The organism is Calidithermus timidus DSM 17022 (assembly GCF_000373205.1).
GTDB lineage: Bacteria > Deinococcota > Deinococci > Deinococcales > Thermaceae > Calidithermus > Calidithermus timidus.
This window is the reverse complement of the sequence record NZ_KB890696.1, coordinates 155,701-173,014: the sequence shown is the minus strand read 5'-3', so window position 1 is coordinate 173,014 and position 17,314 is coordinate 155,701. Positions and strand designations below refer to the sequence as shown.

The 17,314-nt window shown below is 65.5% G+C and carries 19 protein-coding genes; 7 read left to right on the top strand and 12 right to left on the bottom strand.

Annotated features, from left to right (window positions below; genetic code table 11):
• Window positions 1-251: 251 nt before the first annotated feature.
• The gene (locus B047_RS16490) at window positions 252-524 is read right to left on the bottom strand and encodes a hypothetical protein (RefSeq protein ID WP_018466320.1); all 273 of its coding nucleotides are present in this window, start codon (window positions 522-524) and stop codon (window positions 252-254) included.
• On the bottom strand, window positions 521-949 hold the full coding sequence (locus B047_RS0107375) for a nucleotidyltransferase (RefSeq protein ID WP_018466319.1): 429 nt from the start codon (window positions 947-949) through the stop codon (window positions 521-523). The genes B047_RS16490 and B047_RS0107375 overlap by 4 nt, the downstream gene beginning before the upstream one ends.
• Before the next feature lie 289 nt (window positions 950-1,238).
• Here B047_RS0107375 and gcvT point away from each other — a divergent pair, with 289 nt between their 5' ends.
• From gcvT to gcvPB, 4 genes are all read left to right on the top strand, one after another.
• Window positions 1,239-2,297, top strand: a complete 1,059-nt coding sequence (gene gcvT / locus B047_RS0107370) for a glycine cleavage system aminomethyltransferase GcvT (RefSeq protein ID WP_018466318.1) — start codon at window positions 1,239-1,241, stop codon at window positions 2,295-2,297.
• A 44-nt stretch (window positions 2,298-2,341) separates the two neighbouring features.
• Window positions 2,342-2,728 (top strand): glycine cleavage system protein GcvH, encoded by a 387-nt coding sequence (gcvH, locus tag B047_RS0107365; protein WP_018466317.1) that lies wholly within the window; start codon window positions 2,342-2,344, stop codon window positions 2,726-2,728.
• Between the two features lie 64 nt (window positions 2,729-2,792).
• Complete coding sequence (gene gcvPA, locus B047_RS0107360) at window positions 2,793-4,145, top strand: aminomethyl-transferring glycine dehydrogenase subunit GcvPA (protein ID WP_018466316.1); 1,353 nt, start codon at window positions 2,793-2,795, stop codon at window positions 4,143-4,145.
• A gap of 23 nt (window positions 4,146-4,168) precedes the next feature.
• Entirely contained in the window at window positions 4,169-5,593 is a 1,425-nt protein-coding gene (gcvPB, locus tag B047_RS0107355) for an aminomethyl-transferring glycine dehydrogenase subunit GcvPB (RefSeq protein WP_026234689.1), read from the top strand.
• 4 nt (window positions 5,594-5,597) lie between these two features.
• Here the strand turns inward: gcvPB and B047_RS0107350 are convergent, their stop codons facing one another.
• From B047_RS0107350 to B047_RS0107325, 6 genes are all read right to left on the bottom strand, one after another.
• On the bottom strand, window positions 5,598-6,296 hold the full coding sequence (locus tag B047_RS0107350) for a 16S rRNA (uracil(1498)-N(3))-methyltransferase (RefSeq protein ID WP_018466314.1): 699 nt from the start codon (window positions 6,294-6,296) through the stop codon (window positions 5,598-5,600).
• A gap of 20 nt (window positions 6,297-6,316) precedes the next feature.
• Window positions 6,317-7,075: a 50S ribosomal protein L11 methyltransferase gene (locus B047_RS0107345; RefSeq protein WP_018466313.1), complete on the bottom strand. Its 759-nt coding sequence runs from the start codon at window positions 7,073-7,075 to the stop codon at window positions 6,317-6,319.
• Window positions 7,076-7,119: 44 nt separating this feature from the next.
• Window positions 7,120-8,148, bottom strand: coding sequence for an SMP-30/gluconolactonase/LRE family protein (locus tag B047_RS0107340; protein ID WP_018466312.1), 1,029 nt, complete (start codon window positions 8,146-8,148; stop codon window positions 7,120-7,122).
• Window positions 8,149-8,378: 230 nt separating this feature from the next.
• Complete coding sequence (locus B047_RS0107335) at window positions 8,379-9,560, bottom strand: YibE/F family protein (RefSeq protein ID WP_084784973.1); 1,182 nt, start codon at window positions 9,558-9,560, stop codon at window positions 8,379-8,381.
• A gap of 65 nt (window positions 9,561-9,625) precedes the next feature.
• Window positions 9,626-10,723, bottom strand: coding sequence for an NAD(P)/FAD-dependent oxidoreductase (locus B047_RS0107330; protein WP_026234688.1), 1,098 nt, complete (start codon window positions 10,721-10,723; stop codon window positions 9,626-9,628).
• A gap of 76 nt (window positions 10,724-10,799) precedes the next feature.
• Entirely contained in the window at window positions 10,800-11,693 is an 894-nt protein-coding gene (locus B047_RS0107325) for a metal ABC transporter substrate-binding protein (RefSeq protein ID WP_018466309.1), read from the bottom strand.
• 84 nt (window positions 11,694-11,777) lie between these two features.
• Between B047_RS0107325 and B047_RS0107320 the strand changes: the two genes are divergently transcribed.
• The gene (locus B047_RS0107320; protein ID WP_018466308.1) at window positions 11,778-12,152 is read left to right on the top strand and encodes a Fur family transcriptional regulator; all 375 of its coding nucleotides are present in this window, start codon (window positions 11,778-11,780) and stop codon (window positions 12,150-12,152) included.
• 53 nt (window positions 12,153-12,205) lie between these two features.
• Here the strand turns inward: B047_RS0107320 and B047_RS16485 are convergent, their stop codons facing one another.
• Complete coding sequence (locus tag B047_RS16485; protein WP_040779570.1) at window positions 12,206-13,615, bottom strand: S-layer homology domain-containing protein; 1,410 nt, start codon at window positions 13,613-13,615, stop codon at window positions 12,206-12,208.
• Window positions 13,616-13,667: 52 nt separating this feature from the next.
• Between B047_RS16485 and B047_RS17895 the strand changes: the two genes are divergently transcribed.
• Window positions 13,668-13,829: a hypothetical protein gene (locus tag B047_RS17895; RefSeq protein ID WP_018466306.1), complete on the top strand. Its 162-nt coding sequence runs from the start codon at window positions 13,668-13,670 to the stop codon at window positions 13,827-13,829.
• 43 nt (window positions 13,830-13,872) lie between these two features.
• Here the strand turns inward: B047_RS17895 and B047_RS0107310 are convergent, their stop codons facing one another.
• The 3 genes from B047_RS0107310 to B047_RS0107300 are packed head-to-tail and all read right to left on the bottom strand — an operon-like array spanning window position 13,873 to window position 15,948.
• The gene (locus B047_RS0107310) at window positions 13,873-14,496 is read right to left on the bottom strand and encodes a PepSY-associated TM helix domain-containing protein (RefSeq protein WP_026234686.1); all 624 of its coding nucleotides are present in this window, start codon (window positions 14,494-14,496) and stop codon (window positions 13,873-13,875) included.
• Window positions 14,480-15,022 carry a DUF2271 domain-containing protein gene (locus B047_RS0107305; protein ID WP_018466304.1) on the bottom strand — a complete coding sequence of 181 codons (543 nt, stop codon included), beginning with the start codon at window positions 15,020-15,022 and terminating at the stop codon, window positions 14,480-14,482. The genes B047_RS0107310 and B047_RS0107305 overlap by 17 nt, the downstream gene beginning before the upstream one ends.
• A complete protein-coding gene (locus tag B047_RS0107300) occupies window positions 15,019-15,948 on the bottom strand; it encodes an FAD:protein FMN transferase (RefSeq protein WP_018466303.1) in 930 nt (309 codons plus the stop codon). Before B047_RS0107300 ends, B047_RS0107305 begins: the two co-directional genes overlap by 4 nt.
• A gap of 177 nt (window positions 15,949-16,125) precedes the next feature.
• Here B047_RS0107300 and B047_RS0107295 point away from each other — a divergent pair, with 177 nt between their 5' ends.
• Window positions 16,126-17,313 (top strand): ABC transporter substrate-binding protein, encoded by a 1,188-nt coding sequence (locus tag B047_RS0107295; RefSeq protein WP_018466302.1) that lies wholly within the window; start codon window positions 16,126-16,128, stop codon window positions 17,311-17,313.
• The last annotated feature ends 1 nt before the right edge of the window (window position 17,314 follow it).

Sequence of the window (17,314 nt, the reverse complement as noted above, 5' to 3'; positions counted from 1 at the left end):
AAGCCACCCCCGCGCTACGCCTCGATGCGGCTGCCGGGGTTCCAGGGTGACTTCTGATACCAGATTCGGTTAGTTCGTCACCGAATGGTGACGCCGCCCCGCCAGGGCGGGGCGGTCGACCGAAGGGATACGCTTTCTTCGCCGACCGTCAGGGAGGGGTGTACTCTAGGATTCAAAAAGATAGCCTCTGAAGGTCTTTTTTGGGTGATTATCTTTTTAAATCCGGTATGATGGAGTCACCCTGGAGAAACTTAGGGCGAGGGGTCAGGGGTTGGAGGGATTTGGGCCTGGGGTCCCCTCGACAGCGGCCGTTTGACTGCGACCGGGTAGATGCGTTCGATACAGATGGGCGGGCTGGGCGCCTCGCCTCGCGCCTGGGCCTCCTCGAGCCGCACCCGCGCCCAGAACTCGGCCATCTCCACCACCGCCCGCAGGCGCACCTCCAGCGGTAGGGCCAGCCACCGCTCGCGCTCGGGAGGCACCTCGTCGAAGCGGTACTTGCGGGCTGCGGGCTTGAGCTTCATTGGTTTCCTCCGGGGTCCAAGCCCTCGATGTCCCGCAGGTCGATAGAGCGTCCGAATGCCCGCTTCAGGCGTACGAAGTCTTCCTGGCTCACCACCTTGAGGGAAACGCCCCCGACCTTGCGGTCAAGGCTGCGCGCGTAGGCACCGTCGAAGTCCTGGCCTTCGATCACGATGAGGTCGACGCGGTTGGGCTCATAGCCTAACTGGATCACCCCAGGCGTGGCGAAGTCCTCGACCGTCAACCCCAGGTTGTCACCGCCGAAGAAACGGGTGATGGCGCTCAGCAGGCGGTCGGCCTGGTTTGCGTCCACCCACAGGTCGAGGTCCTTGGTATAGCGCGGCTGGCCCAGGAAAGCAAGGGCGTACCCGCCGATGATGATTGAGCGCACGCCTTCTTCGTTCATGATGCGGAGCAGCTCCAGCATGTCCTCCGTCACTCCTGACCTCCGGTGTCGTGATTGCGATCCAGGCACAGGGATTATAGAACCTAGCGAGATGTACTTCCATCCGTGCATTCCCAGCCGTGCATTGTGGATGTGCCACCCCCTGCTTCTGAAGGTTTCGGCTTGCTCTGGATGAGCCTCAGACGGCCGTGCCGTGCGGTGGCCTGAGAAGTGTCCTGGTCCTGTCTCCTTCAGACTTAAGCTCTGGAGGCCGCTCGAGCCGAAAAAACCACAATGCACCGACTGGCGGAGATGGTGAATAATCACCCCTGTGAAGACAACACCCCTCACGGCGGCCCACCGGGCATTGGGTGCCAAGATGGCCCCTTTTGCCGGGTACGACATGCCCATCCAGTACAGCTCCATCAGCGCCGAGCACCTGGCGGTGCGCGAGGCGGTGGGGATGTTCGACGTCAGCCACATGGGTGAGTTCTGGATCCGCGGGGCGCAGGCGCTGGAGTTCTTGCAGTACCTCACCCCCAACGACGTGTCCAAGCTCAGGGTAGGCCGGGCGCAGTACTCCATGCTGCCCAACGCCGAGGGTGGACTGGTCGACGACGTCTACGTCTACCGCACCGGCGAGCAGGAGTACCTGATGGTGGTCAACGCGGCCAACGTCGAGAAGGACTGGGCCCACGTGCAGGCGCTGGCCGAGGGCTTCGACGTAGAGCTCGAGAACGCCTCCGAGGACTGGGCCCTTATCGCGGTGCAGGGGCCCAAGGCCGCCGAGAAGCTGCAAGTGCTGTGCGACGCCGACCTCTCCGCCGCCCGCAAGAACGACACCTTCGCGGCTAAGGTCGCGGGGAAAGCTGTTCGTCTGGCCCGCACTGGCTACACCGGGGAGGATGGCTTCGAGGTGTTCACCGCCCCCGCCGACGCCGAGGCGGTGTGGCAGGCGCTGCTGGGGGCCGGAGTGACGCCTTGCGGTTTGGGGGCGCGGGATACCCTGCGCCTCGAGGCCGGTTTTCCCCTCTACGGCCACGAGCTCACCGACGAGACCAGCCCGCTATGCACCCCCTTCGCCTGGGTGGTCAAGACCTACAAGGAGTTTCACGGCAAGGCTGCGATGCTCTCCCGGCCCTGTCCCAGGCGGTTGGTGGGGTTGGTGCTCGAGCAGGGCATTCCCAGAGAGGGCTACAAGGTCTTCGCCGAGGGTCGCGAGGTGGGGCAGGTGACCTCGGGCACCTTGTCCCCCCTGAGCAAGAAGGGCATCGCCATGGCCTATATCGAGGCGGCCTACGAGGGCTTGGATACTCCCCTGCAGGTGGAAATCCGTGGCAAACTGTATGCGGGAAAAGTCAGCAAGCTACCGTTCGTGCCTTTAGGATAAGACCGTTTGACTCACGTACACGTACCCTGACGCTTGGAGGCTACATGAAATACCCCGATAACCTTCGCTATACCAAGACTCACGAGTGGGTGCTGCTGGAGGACGATGGCATCGTCACCGTAGGGATCAGTGATTACGCGCAGGATGCGCTGGGCGACGTGGTTTTCGTCGAGCTGCCCGAGGTGGGCGAGCAGGTTGACGCCGGCGAGGGAGTGGCGGCGGTGGAATCGGTCAAGACCGCCTCCGACATCTACGCTCCAATCTCGGGTGAGATCGTCGAGGTCAACACCGACCTGACCAACCAGCCCGAGCTGCTCAACACCGAGCCTTACGGCGGCGGTTGGATTTTCCGCATCAAGCCCGACAACCCCGCCGACGTGGAGAAGCTGCTCGAGGCCTCGGCCTACCAGGAGTTCGCCGAGAGCCAGTAGCGGCCAATCGCCTGTAGCCGATAACCGATAGCTCAGGTGACTTTTGGCTATCAGCGAGGCTTTTATGGACTACACCCCCCACACCCCCCAGGACGTGCAGGCGATGCTCGAGCGCGTCGGCGCAAAGAGCCTGCTCGAGCTCTTCAAGGACGTGCCCCAGCACATCCTCGACCCCGAACTGAAGCTGGACCCCCCCCTGAGCGAAGCCGAGTTTATGCGGCACTTACGCGAGCTCGCCGCGAAGAACCAGAGCGCCGCCGCCTCCTTCCTGGGTGGGGGAATTCGCCAGCACTACGTGCCCGCCGTGATTCCGGCGCTGGCGGCGCGGGCGGAGTTCCTCACGGCCTACACGCCCTACCAGCCCGAGGCCAGCCAGGGGCTGCTGCAGGCGATCTTCGAGTACCAGACCATGATCAGCGAGCTCACCGGCTTGCCGGTGTCCAACGCCTCGATGTACGACGGCTCGAGCGCCTTGGCCGAGGGGGTGCTGCTGGCCCTGCGCGAGAGCCAAAAGATGAAGGTAGCCATCTCCCAAGGGGTTCACCCCGAGTACCGCCGGGTGGTGCGCACCTACGCCGACGCGGTGGGGGCTGAGGTGGTGACGTTGCCCCTCGTGGAGGGTAAGACTGCCCTCGAGCTGCCCGAGGGGGTGGGGGCGGTGGTGGGCCAAAACCCCAACTTCCTGGGCACGGTGGAAAACCTGGCCCCCCTGGCCGAGGCCGCTCACGCCGCCGGGGCGCTGTTCGTGGCGGTGGTGGACCCCATCTCGCTGGCCGTGCTCAAGGCTCCCGGAAGCTATGGGGCCGACGTGGCGGTGGGGGAGGGGCAACCGCTGGGCAACGCCATGGCCTACGGCGGTCCTCACTTCGGCTTTATGTCGGTGCGTTCCGAGCTGGTGCGTCAGCTGCCAGGTCGCTTGGTCTCCGAGACTAGCGATGTCGATGGCAGGCGGGGCTACATCCTGACCCTACAGGCCCGCGAGCAGTACATCCGCCGAGCTAAGGCCAAGTCCAACATCACCACCAACGCTCAGCTCACCGCGCTGATGGGCGCGGTCTATCTGGCCGCCTTGGGGCCGCAGGGCCTGCGCGAGGTAGCGGTGCGCTCGGTTGCCAACGCCCACGCCCTGGCCGAGCGGCTGAGCGCGATCACGGGAGTCCGGCTGCTTACGCCCGCACCCTTTTTCAACGAGTTCGTGCTCGAGTTGCCCAAACCCGCCCAGGAAGTGCGCCGGGCCCTGCTCGAGCACGGTATCCACGCAGCGAGCCCGGTCCCGGCGGAGTACGGCCCCAAGGCGCACGGGCCTGCCCGTCCCGAAGGGAATCTGACTCACCTGGCCCTCTTTGCTTGCACCGAACAGCACACCGAGGCCGACTTGGAGGGGCTCGAGGCGGCTTTGCGGGAGGTTTTGGCATGATCGCCGACAAGACCGCCGTGGGCGTGGACTTCCCCCTGATCTTCGAGCACAGCCGACCGGGGCGGCGGGGCGTGTTGCCGCCAAAGGCTCCGGAGGTAGACCTGGCGGCAATGCTGGGCGCTGAGAACCTGCGCCCCGAAGCCCCTAAGCTGCCCGAAGTGGACGAGCTCACGCTGGTGCGCCACTACACCAACCTCTCGCGCCGCCAGATCGGCATCGACGTGGCTTTCTACCCCCTGGGCTCGTGCACCATGAAGTACAACCCCAAGGTGCACGAGACCGCCGTGCAACTCTTCGCCGACCTGCACCCCTACCAGGACCCCTCCAGCGTGCAAGGCGCACTGCACGTGATGTACGAACTCCAGCGCGACCTGGGGGAGATCACCGGCATGGATGCCGTGACCCTGCAGCCTGCTGCCGGGGCCCACGGCGAGCTGACGGGGGTCATGATCATCCGGGCTTACCACGCCAGTCGGGGTGAGGGCGAGCAGCGCCGGGTGGTGCTGGTGCCCGACTCAGCCCACGGCTCCAACCCGGCCACCGCCAGCATGGCCGGCTACCAGGTCAGGGAGATCCCCTCCGGCCCTGACGGAGAGGTCAACCTCGAGGCCCTGCAGGCCGAACTCGGCCCCCAGGTCGCGGCCATCATGCTCACCAACCCCAACACGCTGGGGCTTTTCGAGGAACGCATCCTGGAGATCGCCCGGCTCACCCACCAGGCGGGAGCGCTGCTGTACTACGACGGGGCCAACCTCAACGCCATCATGGGCATGGCCCGGCCTGGAGACATGGGCTTCGACGTGGTGCACCTCAACCTGCACAAGACCTTCACCGTGCCTCACGGTGGCGGTGGGCCGGGTGCGGGTCCGGTGGGGGTCAAGGCCCGACTGGCGCCCTTCCTGCCGGTGCCCGTGGTGGTCAAGCAGGGCGAAACCTATGCCCTCGAGTACGACCGTCCCCAGAGCATCGGCCAAGTCAGGAGCTTCTTCGGCAACTTCGGAGCGTTGCTGCGGGCTTATGCCTACATCAAGATGCTGGGCGCGGAGGGGGTGAAGAAAAGTGCGGCGCTGGCAGTCTTGAACGCCAACTACCTCAAGGAGCTGCTCAAGGCTGAGGGCTTCCGCGTGCCCTACGACCGCATCTGCATGCACGAGTTCGTGGCCCAGCCGCCGGAGGGCATCAAGACCCTCGACGTGGCCAAAGGGTTATTGGAGATGGGCTACCATCCCCCCACGGTCTACTTTCCCCTCATCGTCAAGGAAGCCCTGATGGTCGAGCCCACCGAGACCGAGAGCAAGGAGAGTCTCGAGGCCTTCGCCCGCGCCATGGGTGAGGTCATCCGCAAGGACAAAGAGTGGCTCGAGCACGCTCCCTACACCACCCCGGTGCGCCGCCTCGACGAGGTGCAGGCCAACCGCAAGCCCAAGCTGCGCTGGGAGGCGCAGTAAGCGCTCAAAGCCCCTCTCCCGCCGTCACCAGCGCCAGCAGGGCCAGCGGCGCGGTCTCGGCCCGCAGGATGCGGCGGCCCAGGGTAACAGGTTGGAAGCCCCGCCCGACGAGAAAGTCCACCTCCTGGGGGCTGAACCCTCCTTCTGGTCCGGTGGCGAGGCTGATGGGCTTGCCGGGTTCGAGCACCTCCCTCACCCGCAGCTCGGATCCTACGTGGGCCACGAAGCCCTGCTCAACCTGGGGGATCTGCTTGAGGGGGATGGGCTCGGCCACTACCGGAACCACCGTGCGCCCCGACTGCTTGGCTGCTTCCACCGCCACCCGGCGTAAGCGCTCGAGCTTGTTCCCTCCCATCTCCTTGGCGACCGAGTGCGTGGTGATTGTGGGGACGATGCGGGTCACGCCCAGCTCGGTGGCTGCCCGCACCACGTCGGCCAGGGCGTCCCCCTTGAGCAAAGCCACGTAAAGCTCGACCGGAACCCCAACCTCGCGGCTGACTTCCCAGCTTTGCTCGAGCCGCAGCCGCAAGATGCCCGCCTCCACCGCTTCAACCACGGCGCGGCCTTCCAGGCCCTTCCCGTCGAACACCGTGACCAGGTCGCCCGGCCTGGCCCGCAGGACCTCGAGCAGGTGACGGGCCTCACGCCCCCGCAGTTCGATCTCGGGGCTTAGGTGGGGGACCAGGGCGCGGTGGGGGCGCATGGCTACAGGCCCAATAGGGCTCATCTCGTGTAAGCCAGCAGCACCCACTCTCCCTCCTGGCGGCGCTGCTCGAGCGCGAAGCCCTCGGCCTCGAGGGCCTTTCGCACCATGGGCTCACGCTCGGCCAGGATGCCGGTGAGGATGAGTCTGCCGCCGGGCTCCAGCACCCTGGCGTAGCCGGGGGCCAGCCAGCCGTGCAGTTCGGCATAGAGGTTGGCGACCACGAGGGCATAAGGCCCGCTGAGGCTCTCGAGCGTGCCCTCGGCCAGGCGGGGGTTCACACCGTTGATGCGGGCGTTCTCCAGGGCGTGGGGGATCACCGCGGCGTCGATGTCTACCCCCTCGGCTTCGGCGCCGAGTTTGGCCGCCGCGATGGCCAGGATGCCTGATCCGGTGCCCAAATCCAGCACCCGCATCCCCGGCTGCACGCGCTCGGCCAGCGCCTCCAGGGCCAGGCGGGTGGTCTCGTGGTGGCCGGTGCCGAAGGCCATGCCGGGCTCGAGCACGATGCGCTGCTCCTTTCCCATCCACTCGTGCCAAGGGGCCAGCACCACGAAGGGCCCCGCCTTCACGGGCTTCAGGTCGCGGCGCCAGGCCTCGAGCCAGTCGGTGTCGGGCAGCTCGAGCCACTCCCCCGGCAAAGGCAGCTCGAGGCGCTCGGGGAAGTAGGCCCAAACCTCGCCGGTTTTCTCCTCGAGGCCCCTGGCCCCAAAGTCGAAGAGCAGCGGTGCGTAAGCGTCGAGGGTGTCGAAGTCTCCCTTCAGGCGAAAAACATGCACCCGGACAGTTTAGCGCCAAAAGCTGAACTCCAGGCAACCCCCGCCTAATTCAGCCGTATGAAGGCCAGTCCGTTGTTGAGGTTCATGGGGATCACCAGTTGGTTTGCCCCGGAGTCGTAGCACATGGATGCGGGGTTGGGGATGTTCTGGGCGATGAGTTCGGCGGGGCTGCCGGGACGGATGCGGGAAACGCCGCCTTGCGTGACGCTGCTGACGTACTTGGTACCGTCCGGCATGATCACCAGGCCGTCGCTGCCCGGCTGTGCGGCGTTCTCGGTCTTGAGCAACTGGCCAGTCGGAGAAAAGGTCAGCACTGCATTGTCGCCGATGTTGACCACGACGATGTTTCCCTGCGGGTCGAGGGCGATGCCGTTGGGCTGGCGCAGCGGAGCGCCCTGGATCAAAATCGAGGCGTTGCCGTCGGGGGTTATCTTCCACACCTGCCAGGTCGTCGGATCCGGGTTTTGGCCGCCGACGCCGGTGTTGGTGGCATAGATGGTGCCGTCGGCAGCGACCGCGATGTCGTTGAACCAGGGAGAACCGGTCACCTTGATCTCGCCCGAGGGCCTACCGGTCCTCATGTCGAAGCGGCGAATGACCGCTACGGAGGGGTCATTGGGGTTTGTTCCGCCGTCACGGTCGGCCAGATAGAGCATTCCCCCCGCGATGTCGCTGCCAAAAGGCTCGTTCAGGATGAGCGGTGGGGTCAGGTTGGCCCGCTGCTCAGGGGTTTGAATGCCGATCCACCGCGCCGTGTGGACGGATCCGTCGTGGTTGATGAACGACACCCAGGCGTTGTTGGTTTGCACGGTCTGCGGCACACCGCGGTTGGGCACGACGATGAGGCCGCGGGTAGCGTCGTAGGAGCAGCTCTCGGCAGAGTAGATGGCGCCGTACACCTTCACGTTCGAGGACATCGGCGCGAAGCTTCCATCGGCAGCCGGGATGATCGGCAGACCGAGGGGGTTGCCCACAAAGAAGGGCTGGGGCGCTTGCTGCTGCGCCAGCAACATGCCCGAGGCGATCCCAACCAACAGCACCGCAGCGCTAACCGTCACGTTGCTTCGTTTCATGCTTACCTCCTATTTGCCCCCTGACCTTGGCACAAGCTCGCTGCGCTGGCTAAGCAGGGTGTGTCAGGTACTTGGCGACCCCCGAGCAAAGGCAGAAGGGGCTTGAAACCGTGCCTGGCAAGACCCAACGGGAAGTTGATAGCTCCCTCTATGGAGGGCAGGTCATATACCCTTCCGAATAGGGCTGATTATACAGCAGTCTCGCTGAGCGCAGTCGGGTGAGAGCTCCCTTACCCATCCTCTGGGTCTTCCTTCGGCAAGGCCCATGAGGTATCCCGTTCGCCCAGCCTGCGCCCGGCAGGGTCAGGCCAGCGACGCTCGATGTGGGCGTAGGCCCCCAGGCCGCGCAGCAGGTAGGCGGCGATCAGGGTGGTGAGGGGAACGGCCAGGATCAGGCCGCTGGAACCTACCAGCATGCTCACGATCTCGGCGGCGAAGACCTCGAGGTTGAGCAGGTAGCGCACCGGGGTTGCGTTCTGCTGGATCAGCAGCATGGCAGGCAGCAGCCCGGCGCTGTAGGCCAGCACCAGCGTGTTCACCAACGAGCCGATGTGATCGAAGCCTACCGACATGGCCCGGCGGTAGAGCTCCCTCACCCCGTAGCGGGGGTTGGCCTGGAGCAGGGCCTGCACCACCGCCGCCTGGGTCACGGTCACGTCGTTCATGGCTCCCAGTGCCCCGATGACCACGCTCGCGAGGTAGAGCGAGACCAGGTCGAGGCCTTGGATGCTGCGATAGGCGTAGAACGCTTCCTCGGAAACCAGGCCGGTGAAGCCCAGCAGCCGCGTGAACAGCGCGGCCAGCGCCAGCGCCAGCAGCGTTGCCAGGGACGTACCGATCAGGGCAGCCGTGGTCTTGCGATTGACCCCGTGGACCAGGTAAATCGAGAAGATCAGGATGCCGAAGGCCCCCACAAAGGTCACCAGCAGAGGGTTTACACCCGCGTTGATCTGCGGCACCACGTAGAAGACCAAGGCCAGCAGGCTGATGGCAGTGCCCAGCAGCCCCCGCAAGCCCCGCCCCCTGCCGAAGACCAGCGCCGAGACACAGAAAATGCCCAGCAAGATCAGTAGGTAGGGAATCCGCAAGGGTTCGGTGACGGTGATGAAGGTCTGCTGCTGGCCCTGGGAGTTGGTCACGGTGGTGCGGTAGAGCACCACCTGTGCTCCCACCCGCACCCAGTTGGGTAGCCTGGGAGTGCTCGCCCCGGGGCCGATCTCCTCTACGGGCAGCTCGGCGCTCACCACGCTCCCATCGCGCAAGCGCACCACGGCCTTGCCCCCGGCCAGCGCCTCGATGCGGCCCTCGAGGTAGCTCGACTCGCCCACCTCGCCCGGTTGTGGGGCGGGGGCGGGGCTGGATTGGGCCAGGACCGGCAGGGTAAAGAGCAGGAGCAGGGCCAGGAAACGGATCACTCCGTTAGCTTATACCGCCATTTGAAGGCTCGATGAAAAGCAGTAATGGCCCCCGGCCGGCCTCAGCATGCGCAGCGGCTGGTGCAGCAAGCCGCCAGGTCATCGGCCCACATGCCCCGTTTGCGGTAGAGCTCGAGCGCTCCCTCGTCCAGCCCCATGCGCCGGGCGAGGGCTTGGGCCACCACGGGGAAGCGGGCCCGGAACTTGTAGATGAAGCAGAAAGCCGTGTTCAGGTGGCTGACCTTGGGCCCAGCCAAGAAGAGCCCTGGCGTGAGGGTAGACTCGTCTTGCTCGGTGAGCAGAGGCTTGTCGCCGTCGAAGGCGAAGAGGTCTTTCACCTTTTCCATGCCGTTGCCGAAGCCCGTCGCCAGGATGGGCGGGTGGGCTACCCTGAAACGCCCATCGCGGTGCGTGACCTCGTAGTGGTCATCGATTGCCCTGAGCCCCTCCACCTTCAGCCGCGACAGCTTGAGGCGCCCGGTTTGGAGGGCGGCCTCGAGGCGCTCGCGGGTGTAGGGCGACAGGTCCACACTGGGCTCCCCGGTGTTGGACTCCCAAGGTGCGGCAGGATCGACGATCACCACCTTCTTGCCCGCCATCGCCAGGTTGTAGGCCGCGTCGATCCCCGACTCGTAACCCCCGATGACCAAGCGCTCCTCGCCCTCGAGCTCGGCCCAGGAGCGCACCCGGCCATAGTGCAGGCCGTGCTTGGCCCCCTTGAGCGTAGCCCTGGGGAACTGGAACTCTCCCACGGCCCACACCACGAAGCGAGCCTCGATGAGGCCCTGGCTGGTCTGCACCCGGAAACCCTCGTCCAAGGCTTCGATCTCTTGGACATTCGTCTTGGAAGCCACCGGCAACCCGTAATGCCTGACCAGCGCGGCCAGGTAGCGGGCGTAATCCATGCCCGAGAGGCGCTCCTTGCCCAGGCTGTAGGCCGGGGAGGTATCGGGCGTGAGGGCGTTGAGATCGGGGAGGTTGAAGGCGTTGGAGGTAAAGGAAGGGGTGATGAAACGGGTTTCCCTGGGCCAGCGGCGGAAGGAAGCTCCCACGCCGTAGCGGTCTACCAGCCCTACCTGCAGGCCCACCATTTTTAAGGCAATGCTCACGCCCACCCCGGCAGCGCCTGCACCCACTACCAGCACGTCTACTCGCTCCACGGTTCCTCCGTAATGTAGGGGCTCATAGCCCCGGCCAACGCTTGGACCAGCCTACCGCCGAGCCTACGCTTTCAGCTCAGCGGAAGGCTTCGCACACCGCTTTTCCGTTGGCGCGGATGAGCTTCAGGTAGGTGTTGACGCTGGCGTCGAAGGCGTCGGAGTAGATCAGCTTGACCCTAGCTCCGGTGGCTTCGGCCAGCGCCCTGGCTTCGGCCTGGGGGAACTGGGGTTCGGCGAAGACCACCTTCACGCCTTGCTTCTTCATCTCCTGGGCCAGCTTGGCGAAGCGCTGGGGGCCACGCTCCTGGCCGGCGAAGTCGGCGATGGACCCCACGCTGGTGATCCGGTAGCGGCGCAGAAAGTAGCCCAGGGCTTCGTGCTGGGAAACCAGCTTGCGCCTGGAGGGGGGAATGGGCTCGAGGCAGGCCAGCACCTCGGCGTCGGCCTTCTTGATCTCGGCGACGTAACGGCTGGCATTGGCAGCATAGGTGGCTTTGCCCGCCGGGTCGAGCTGGCTCAGCGCGTCGCGGATCTTCTCCACGTAGCGCACCCCGTAGGTCGGGTCGAGCCAGAGGTGAGGGTCGTAGGCGCCGTGGGCGTGCGCTTCGGCCTCTTGCTCATCGCCTGCGTGCTCCCTGGCCTTGATCAGATTAGACATTCCCTCGGCCAGTTCGACCACCCTGGCCCCCCCAGGGAGTTGGGCTTGCAGTTTCTCGAGGAAGGGCTCGAGTCCCAGCCCGTTGGCGAAGAGCACCCCGGCGCGGGCGATTTCCCGAACAACCGAGGGTTTGGGCTCGAAGCTATGGGGATCACTGTTGCCCGGCACCACCTGGATGGTGTGGACCCGGCTGCCGCCGACGTTTTTGACCATATCGGCGATGAAGCCCGTCGTAGCTGCCACCTTGACCTGGGCCGAGGCGATACCAAAGCCTATTGCTGCGAGCATGAGCGTGAATTGCACCGTGCGCATGGCTACCTCCTAGCAAAGAGCAACGCCTCATATTGATAATGATTTATCACTCTTGTCAAGGGCAGACTCTGCTATCCTGGGAGCATGGAGCGCTCCACACGGCAGCGGCAGGCCATTCGCGAGGCCCTGCGGAAAGCCAACCGACCCCTCTCCCCAGGAGAGATCCTCGAGCACGCCCGCCAGCAGGTTCCAGGCCTGGGCATTGCCACCGTCTACCGCACCATCAACGCCCTGGTAGAGGAGGGCAGCGTGGTGGCGGTGGAGCTGCCCGGCGAGGTCGCCCGCTACGAGATGGCGGGCAAGGGTCACCACCACCACTTTCACTGCACCTCCTGTGGCAGGGTCTTCGAGCTGATGGGCTGCCCCGGCGACCTATCTTGGCTGGCCCCGCCGGGTTTCCGCGCTGAAAGGCACGAGATCGTGCTCTACGGAAGCTGCCCCAACTGCCCTGGCGCTTGAAGCCCGCCTCCGGCGGGAACGCTTCGCTTAGGGGCTTCTACAGGCTTCGGTGATCAATGACCAGGAGCTTGTCCCGGCACGACCTCGAAGACCCGGCCCTCACGCAGGAGGTAGAAGCGCTCCCCCAGATAGGCCAGGCCCTGGTACTCCCCCTCCAACTCGAGCATCCGCTCTTTGGCTACCGGGCGCACGCCCGTACCGGGGACGGCCTCGAGCGCTCCCTGCGGCTCGTCGAAGGGGCTGAAGGCCAGGTCGGTAGCCCCGCCGAACTCGAGGCGGTAGATCCGGGTCTTCCCCCCACCCTGCTCACTCGCCAGTAGCGTCCCGGGTTTCGGCCAGGCCAGGCCGACGAGGCGGTTGCCTGGAGCGTCCAGCACATAGGCGTACTCGGCATACAGGCCAACGGGGTTGGTCAGCAGCAACACCAGGCGCAGCGCCCTCGAGGTCCGTGCGCTCGCGCAGTTTGGGAGGCAGAGGGGAGTGGAGTTCATCACGGCCAGGTAGTTGCTGCTCGGATCCAGCGCCACCACACCGCCCGAACTCCCGTTGCCGTGTCCGAACACCTTCGGCAGTACCCCGCCTGGCTGGCCGATCACCCCGTAAGCCCGCGGGCCGTCTTTGCCCAGGCGCAACACCTCATTGAGGTCGGGCGTGAGGCCCCAGCCCTTGTGAATGGCGGAGAGCCGCTTGGCCAGGGGCACGGCAGACGTCGGCTCCAGGCGATCGCCCTTCAGCAGCAGGTACTGGTTGTCTGCGCTCAGGGCTTCGGCCTCGAGGGGGCCGCCGCCGAGGTAGAGCCATGGGGTGGGTTGCTCGAGCGGGCGCAGTGTAAAGGGCTGCTGCACCGATGCGTCGGCGGGGGCTGGCGCGGTGAGGGGCAGCGACCGGTTGAGGCCGGCCAGGGCGTAGGCCAGTTGGTAGCGTGTGACCGCCGCTCCCCCCTGGAAGCGATCCTCGAAGTCCAGCCGCATCCAGCCCAGCCCGACCACCTGCGCCACGGCCGTTGCCGCCCAGTGGCTAGGAGATACGTCGACGGGGAGGCGGGGCTTGACCTCCACCCCCAGGCGCGGGAGGAGCCGTGCAAGGACCTGGGCCAGTTGGTAGCGGCTGAGCTCCTCCGTGCCCCGGAACTCGCCCCCGGGGAAGCCCTGGACGAGCCCGGCCGTCACCACTCGCCCTAGGTATGGTGCGGCCCAGTGGTCGGCCTTGACGTCCTTGAATGCCGCAGGGCCTTCCTCCCGCGCACCCAGGCTGTCGAGCACCCGGCCCAGGGTGGTCGCGAGCTGGTAGCGGTTGAGCCGACTGTCGCCCTGAAAACTTCCGTCGGGGAAGCCTTGCATCCAGCGGGTCTTGAGTACCGTGTCCACTGCTGCTGCGGCCCAGTGATCCGGGGGCACATCCGGTGGAAGGGCTTTGGCCGATAGCGCCAGGGGGATAAGAAGCGAGAATAGGAGTTTTTGCATACCCTTCACCTCCAAAGTGTGAATCTACGGGATAGAATTCCTCCGGCAAGTGATGGATGCACCTCGTTGGGCCACGGCTCACCCCGGCGCCCCAAGATGCCGACTTCAAGAGGACTACTTCGACCCCGAGGCAATGGGAGCGCCGCAGCCCTTGCTGGTGCAGGCTGCGGGAGAGCGTTGCTACTGGGCAGCCCTCGAGGCGGAGTTCAACTAGGTACTGGTGATCGTGTGGCGCTTTTATTTAAGATGCCCGGCTCCTAGCGGGTTTGCCACATCATCCCAAGCAGCACCAAAGCCCCCACCAGCGCCGTCACCAGCGCGGCGGTGCGGGTTTTGCGGAAGAAGAGCGAGAGGGTGAAGCCGGTGAGGGCCAAGAGCAACAAGAACCCCCCGGAGAGGTCAATCACCCAGGCCCAGGCGGCTCCAGCGTCGCGGCCCCGGTGTAAATCGTTGAGCGCTGCCAGCGGTCCCTGAGCCACCACCTTGAGGGTGTAGCTCCCATCGGCCTGGTTGATGAAGGCATCGGCGGCGTAGCCTGGAGCACGAAAGCTGAGCGAGGCCTCCTGCCCGTCGGCGCGGGTGTCGCTCACCCGGCCCTTGAGGCCGTGAGCCGCGCGCAGCGTCTCGGCAGTCTCCAACCAGTTAATCTGCCCGTTCTGCTGCCAGCTTTGCGGTAGGGTGCCGGTGTAGGTGTGGGTGGTGGTGGTTGTGCCAAACGTCCACTCGGGGTGATTGAGGGTGATGCCGGTGGCGGCGAAGAAGAGCACCACCAGCAGGCTCAGCATGGAAGCGTACAGGTGCAGCCAGCGGGCCAAGGCATAGAGCCTCGAGCGCAAGGGCTTGTGTGTTTTTTGGGGAATGCGCTCAGCCCTGCTTGTCATAGCTCAGGGTCACCTCCTTGAGTTCGCTGGCCACGCTGTAGCTGCGTTTGAAGGGGGTTTGAGCCAGCGTGACCTTCTCGCGGAAGAGCTCGTAGGGGCCGTGCTCGCGGGCCATCTCGACGCAGACGTAGTAATCGCCCTGGGCGACGAGGTTACCCTTCTCGTCCTTGCCGTCCCAGCTCAGGGTGTAGCGTCCCGGCAGTCGGGTGGGACCCGAGACGGCCTCGGTGGGCTCGTTGTTGCGGTACCAGCGTTTGAGTTCGTTGAGCCAGCGCAGGCCCTTGCCAGACTGCTCAAACCAGACCGCCAGGGTGCGCAGGGGCAGGCCCTGGGCGTTTTCGATCCATACCGCCACGTAAGGCGGGCGGTAGCGGAAGCCACCGGGGGCCACGATCTCAAAAGCGATATTCAGCTTCATCCCGGCAGGAAGCTTGGGGGCTTGGGCCAGGCTGCGCCCCGCCCAGAGGCTGAGGGCCAGGCCGGTGGCGCGGTAGATAAAACTTCTGCGGCTGATGCGGTGTTTCATAGTGTGACCTCCTGAAGTCGTTGGGTGCATTGCTTGTCGAAGCAGGGGTTGCTGAAAATCTTGCCTTGGCTGTCCACCAGCAAGCATCCCACCCGGAGCTCCTCGGCCAAAGCCAGGCTTTCTTCCGGCTCGAGCACGCAAAAGGCTGTAGCCAGCACGTCGGCGGTGGCGGCGTCGGGGGCCAAGGCGGTGGCCTGGGCAATGCGGGCTACGGGCCGGGCAGTGCGGGGATCGAAGAGGTGCCGTCCCCGCCAGGTGTGTCCGCTGGTGGCAACCCCCTGGTTGCGGATCTCGAGCCGGGCCAAAGGTGGGGCGTTGTCGGCGGGGGAGAGGGGATGGGTGATGGCCACCCGAAGGCTGCTCGTCCCACAGTGACGCAGGTCACCGCCCAGGTTGACCCAAACCTCCTGCACCCCGGCGACTCGCAGGGCTTTTTCACAGGCCAGGTCGGCGATGCGGCCCTTGGCCAGGGCGTTGAAGTTGAGCGGAAGCGGGGTGAGTTTGCGGGCCCGTTCGCCCTCAAGTTCCCACAACGGGGCCCTAAGGCTAGCGCGCAGGGCCTCGAGCTCTTCCGCGGTGGGGTCGGGGGTGTGCCGATAGAGGGCCTGTATAGCCTCAACGGCGGGGTGGAAGGCTCCACGGGTGCGCTCCTGCCAGACTTTGGCCTCCCGCAGCAGCCAGGCGAGGTCGGGGGAGATGCGGGCAGAGCCAGCGCTTTGCCAGCGGTTCAGCTCGCTATCCGGCAGGAAGCGGCTGTAAAGGCCCTCGAGCCGGTCAATCTCCAGCAGGATCTGCGCCTCGGCGTGGCGGGCGGCGCTTGGGTGCTGGGCCAGGATTTGGAGCTCGAGCCGCGTTCCCAGCACGCCTTCGTAGCGGGCGGCGTAGGGTTGGGGTCGGGGGCGTCGGAGGATCGCTGTGAGGCTCATGGTCAGGGCCCTCAGGCCTGACAGCAAACTTAGCGCTTCGGGATGACCGTTTGGCGAATGCAGTATGTAGACTTTGTGAAGACTTACCCCAAGCTATCCCTCGCCAGAAATATTGTTGACAATCTAGCCGACTATTTAGTAGACTTTTGACCACAAACCACAGCCAGGAGGTTGGTGATGGGCAAGATGCACCGCAGGCAGGTGATACGCACGGGGTTGGGACTCTTGGGCATGGCCTCTATGAGCCGCTTTTCTTTTGCTCTGGCCCAGCAAGAGCCTCTGCGGATCGGGGTGGTGCTCTCCTACTCGGGGCCTTATGCCCGGTTGGGACAGGAGATCACCCGCGGGATGGAACTCTACTTGGATAAAGTAGGCTACCAGGCCGGGGGGCGGCGCATTCAGCTGCTAAAGGAAGACGAGGAGGCCGACCCCGCGGTGGCGGTGCGCAAGGTGCGCAAGCTGGTGGAGCAGGACCGGGTCAACCTGCTCACCGGGATTATCCTCTCTTCTTCGGCCTACGGCATCCGTGACTACGTGCACGAGCGGCAGATGCCCCTCATCATCGCCAACGCGGCGGCCAACGGCATCACCCGTGAGCGGCGCAGCCCCTACATCTTCCGCACCTCGATCAGCGCCTGGCAGCAGCACTACCCCATGGGCCCCTGGGTGGCGCGCAACGTGGGGAAGAAGGTCTTTTTGCTGGCGCTGGACTATGCCTTTGGTAAGGAGGCTACCGCGGCCTTCAAGGAGGGCTTCCTCCAGGCCGGGGGGGAGGTGGTGGCGGAGCTCTACACGCCTTTGGGCAGCACCGACTACAGCGCGGTGATCTCGCGCATCGCGGCGGCCCGGCCCGAGGCGGTGCACGCGGTGCTCTCAGGCAGCGACGCGGTGATCTTCCTGCGCCAGTTCGTGCAGTTTGGCCTCAACCGCACCGTTCAGCTCGCGGTGAGCGGCGAGGTGACCGACGAGAACGTGCTCGAGGCCATCGGGGATGCGGCCTTGGGCGCCAAGAGCGCCGACCACTGGGTCTACACCCTGAACAACAGCGCCAACCGGGAGTTCATAAGGGCCTACCGCCAGAAGTACAACGCGGTGCCCAACCACTTTGCCGTGCGCGGCTACGACGCCATGCAATTCATCGTAGACGCCATCAACGGCGTGCAGGGCGACGTGAGCAACCGTCCGCGCTTCCTGCGGGCCCTGCAGAGCGCTAAGATCATCAGCCCGCGCGGCTTTTTGGAGATGGACCCCGAGACCAACAACGCCACCCAGCACGTCTACGCGCGGGAGGTGGCCCGCATCGACGGGGTACTGACCAACCGCCTGCTGGCCGACCTGGGGATCATCCGCGACCCCGGCAAGTAGC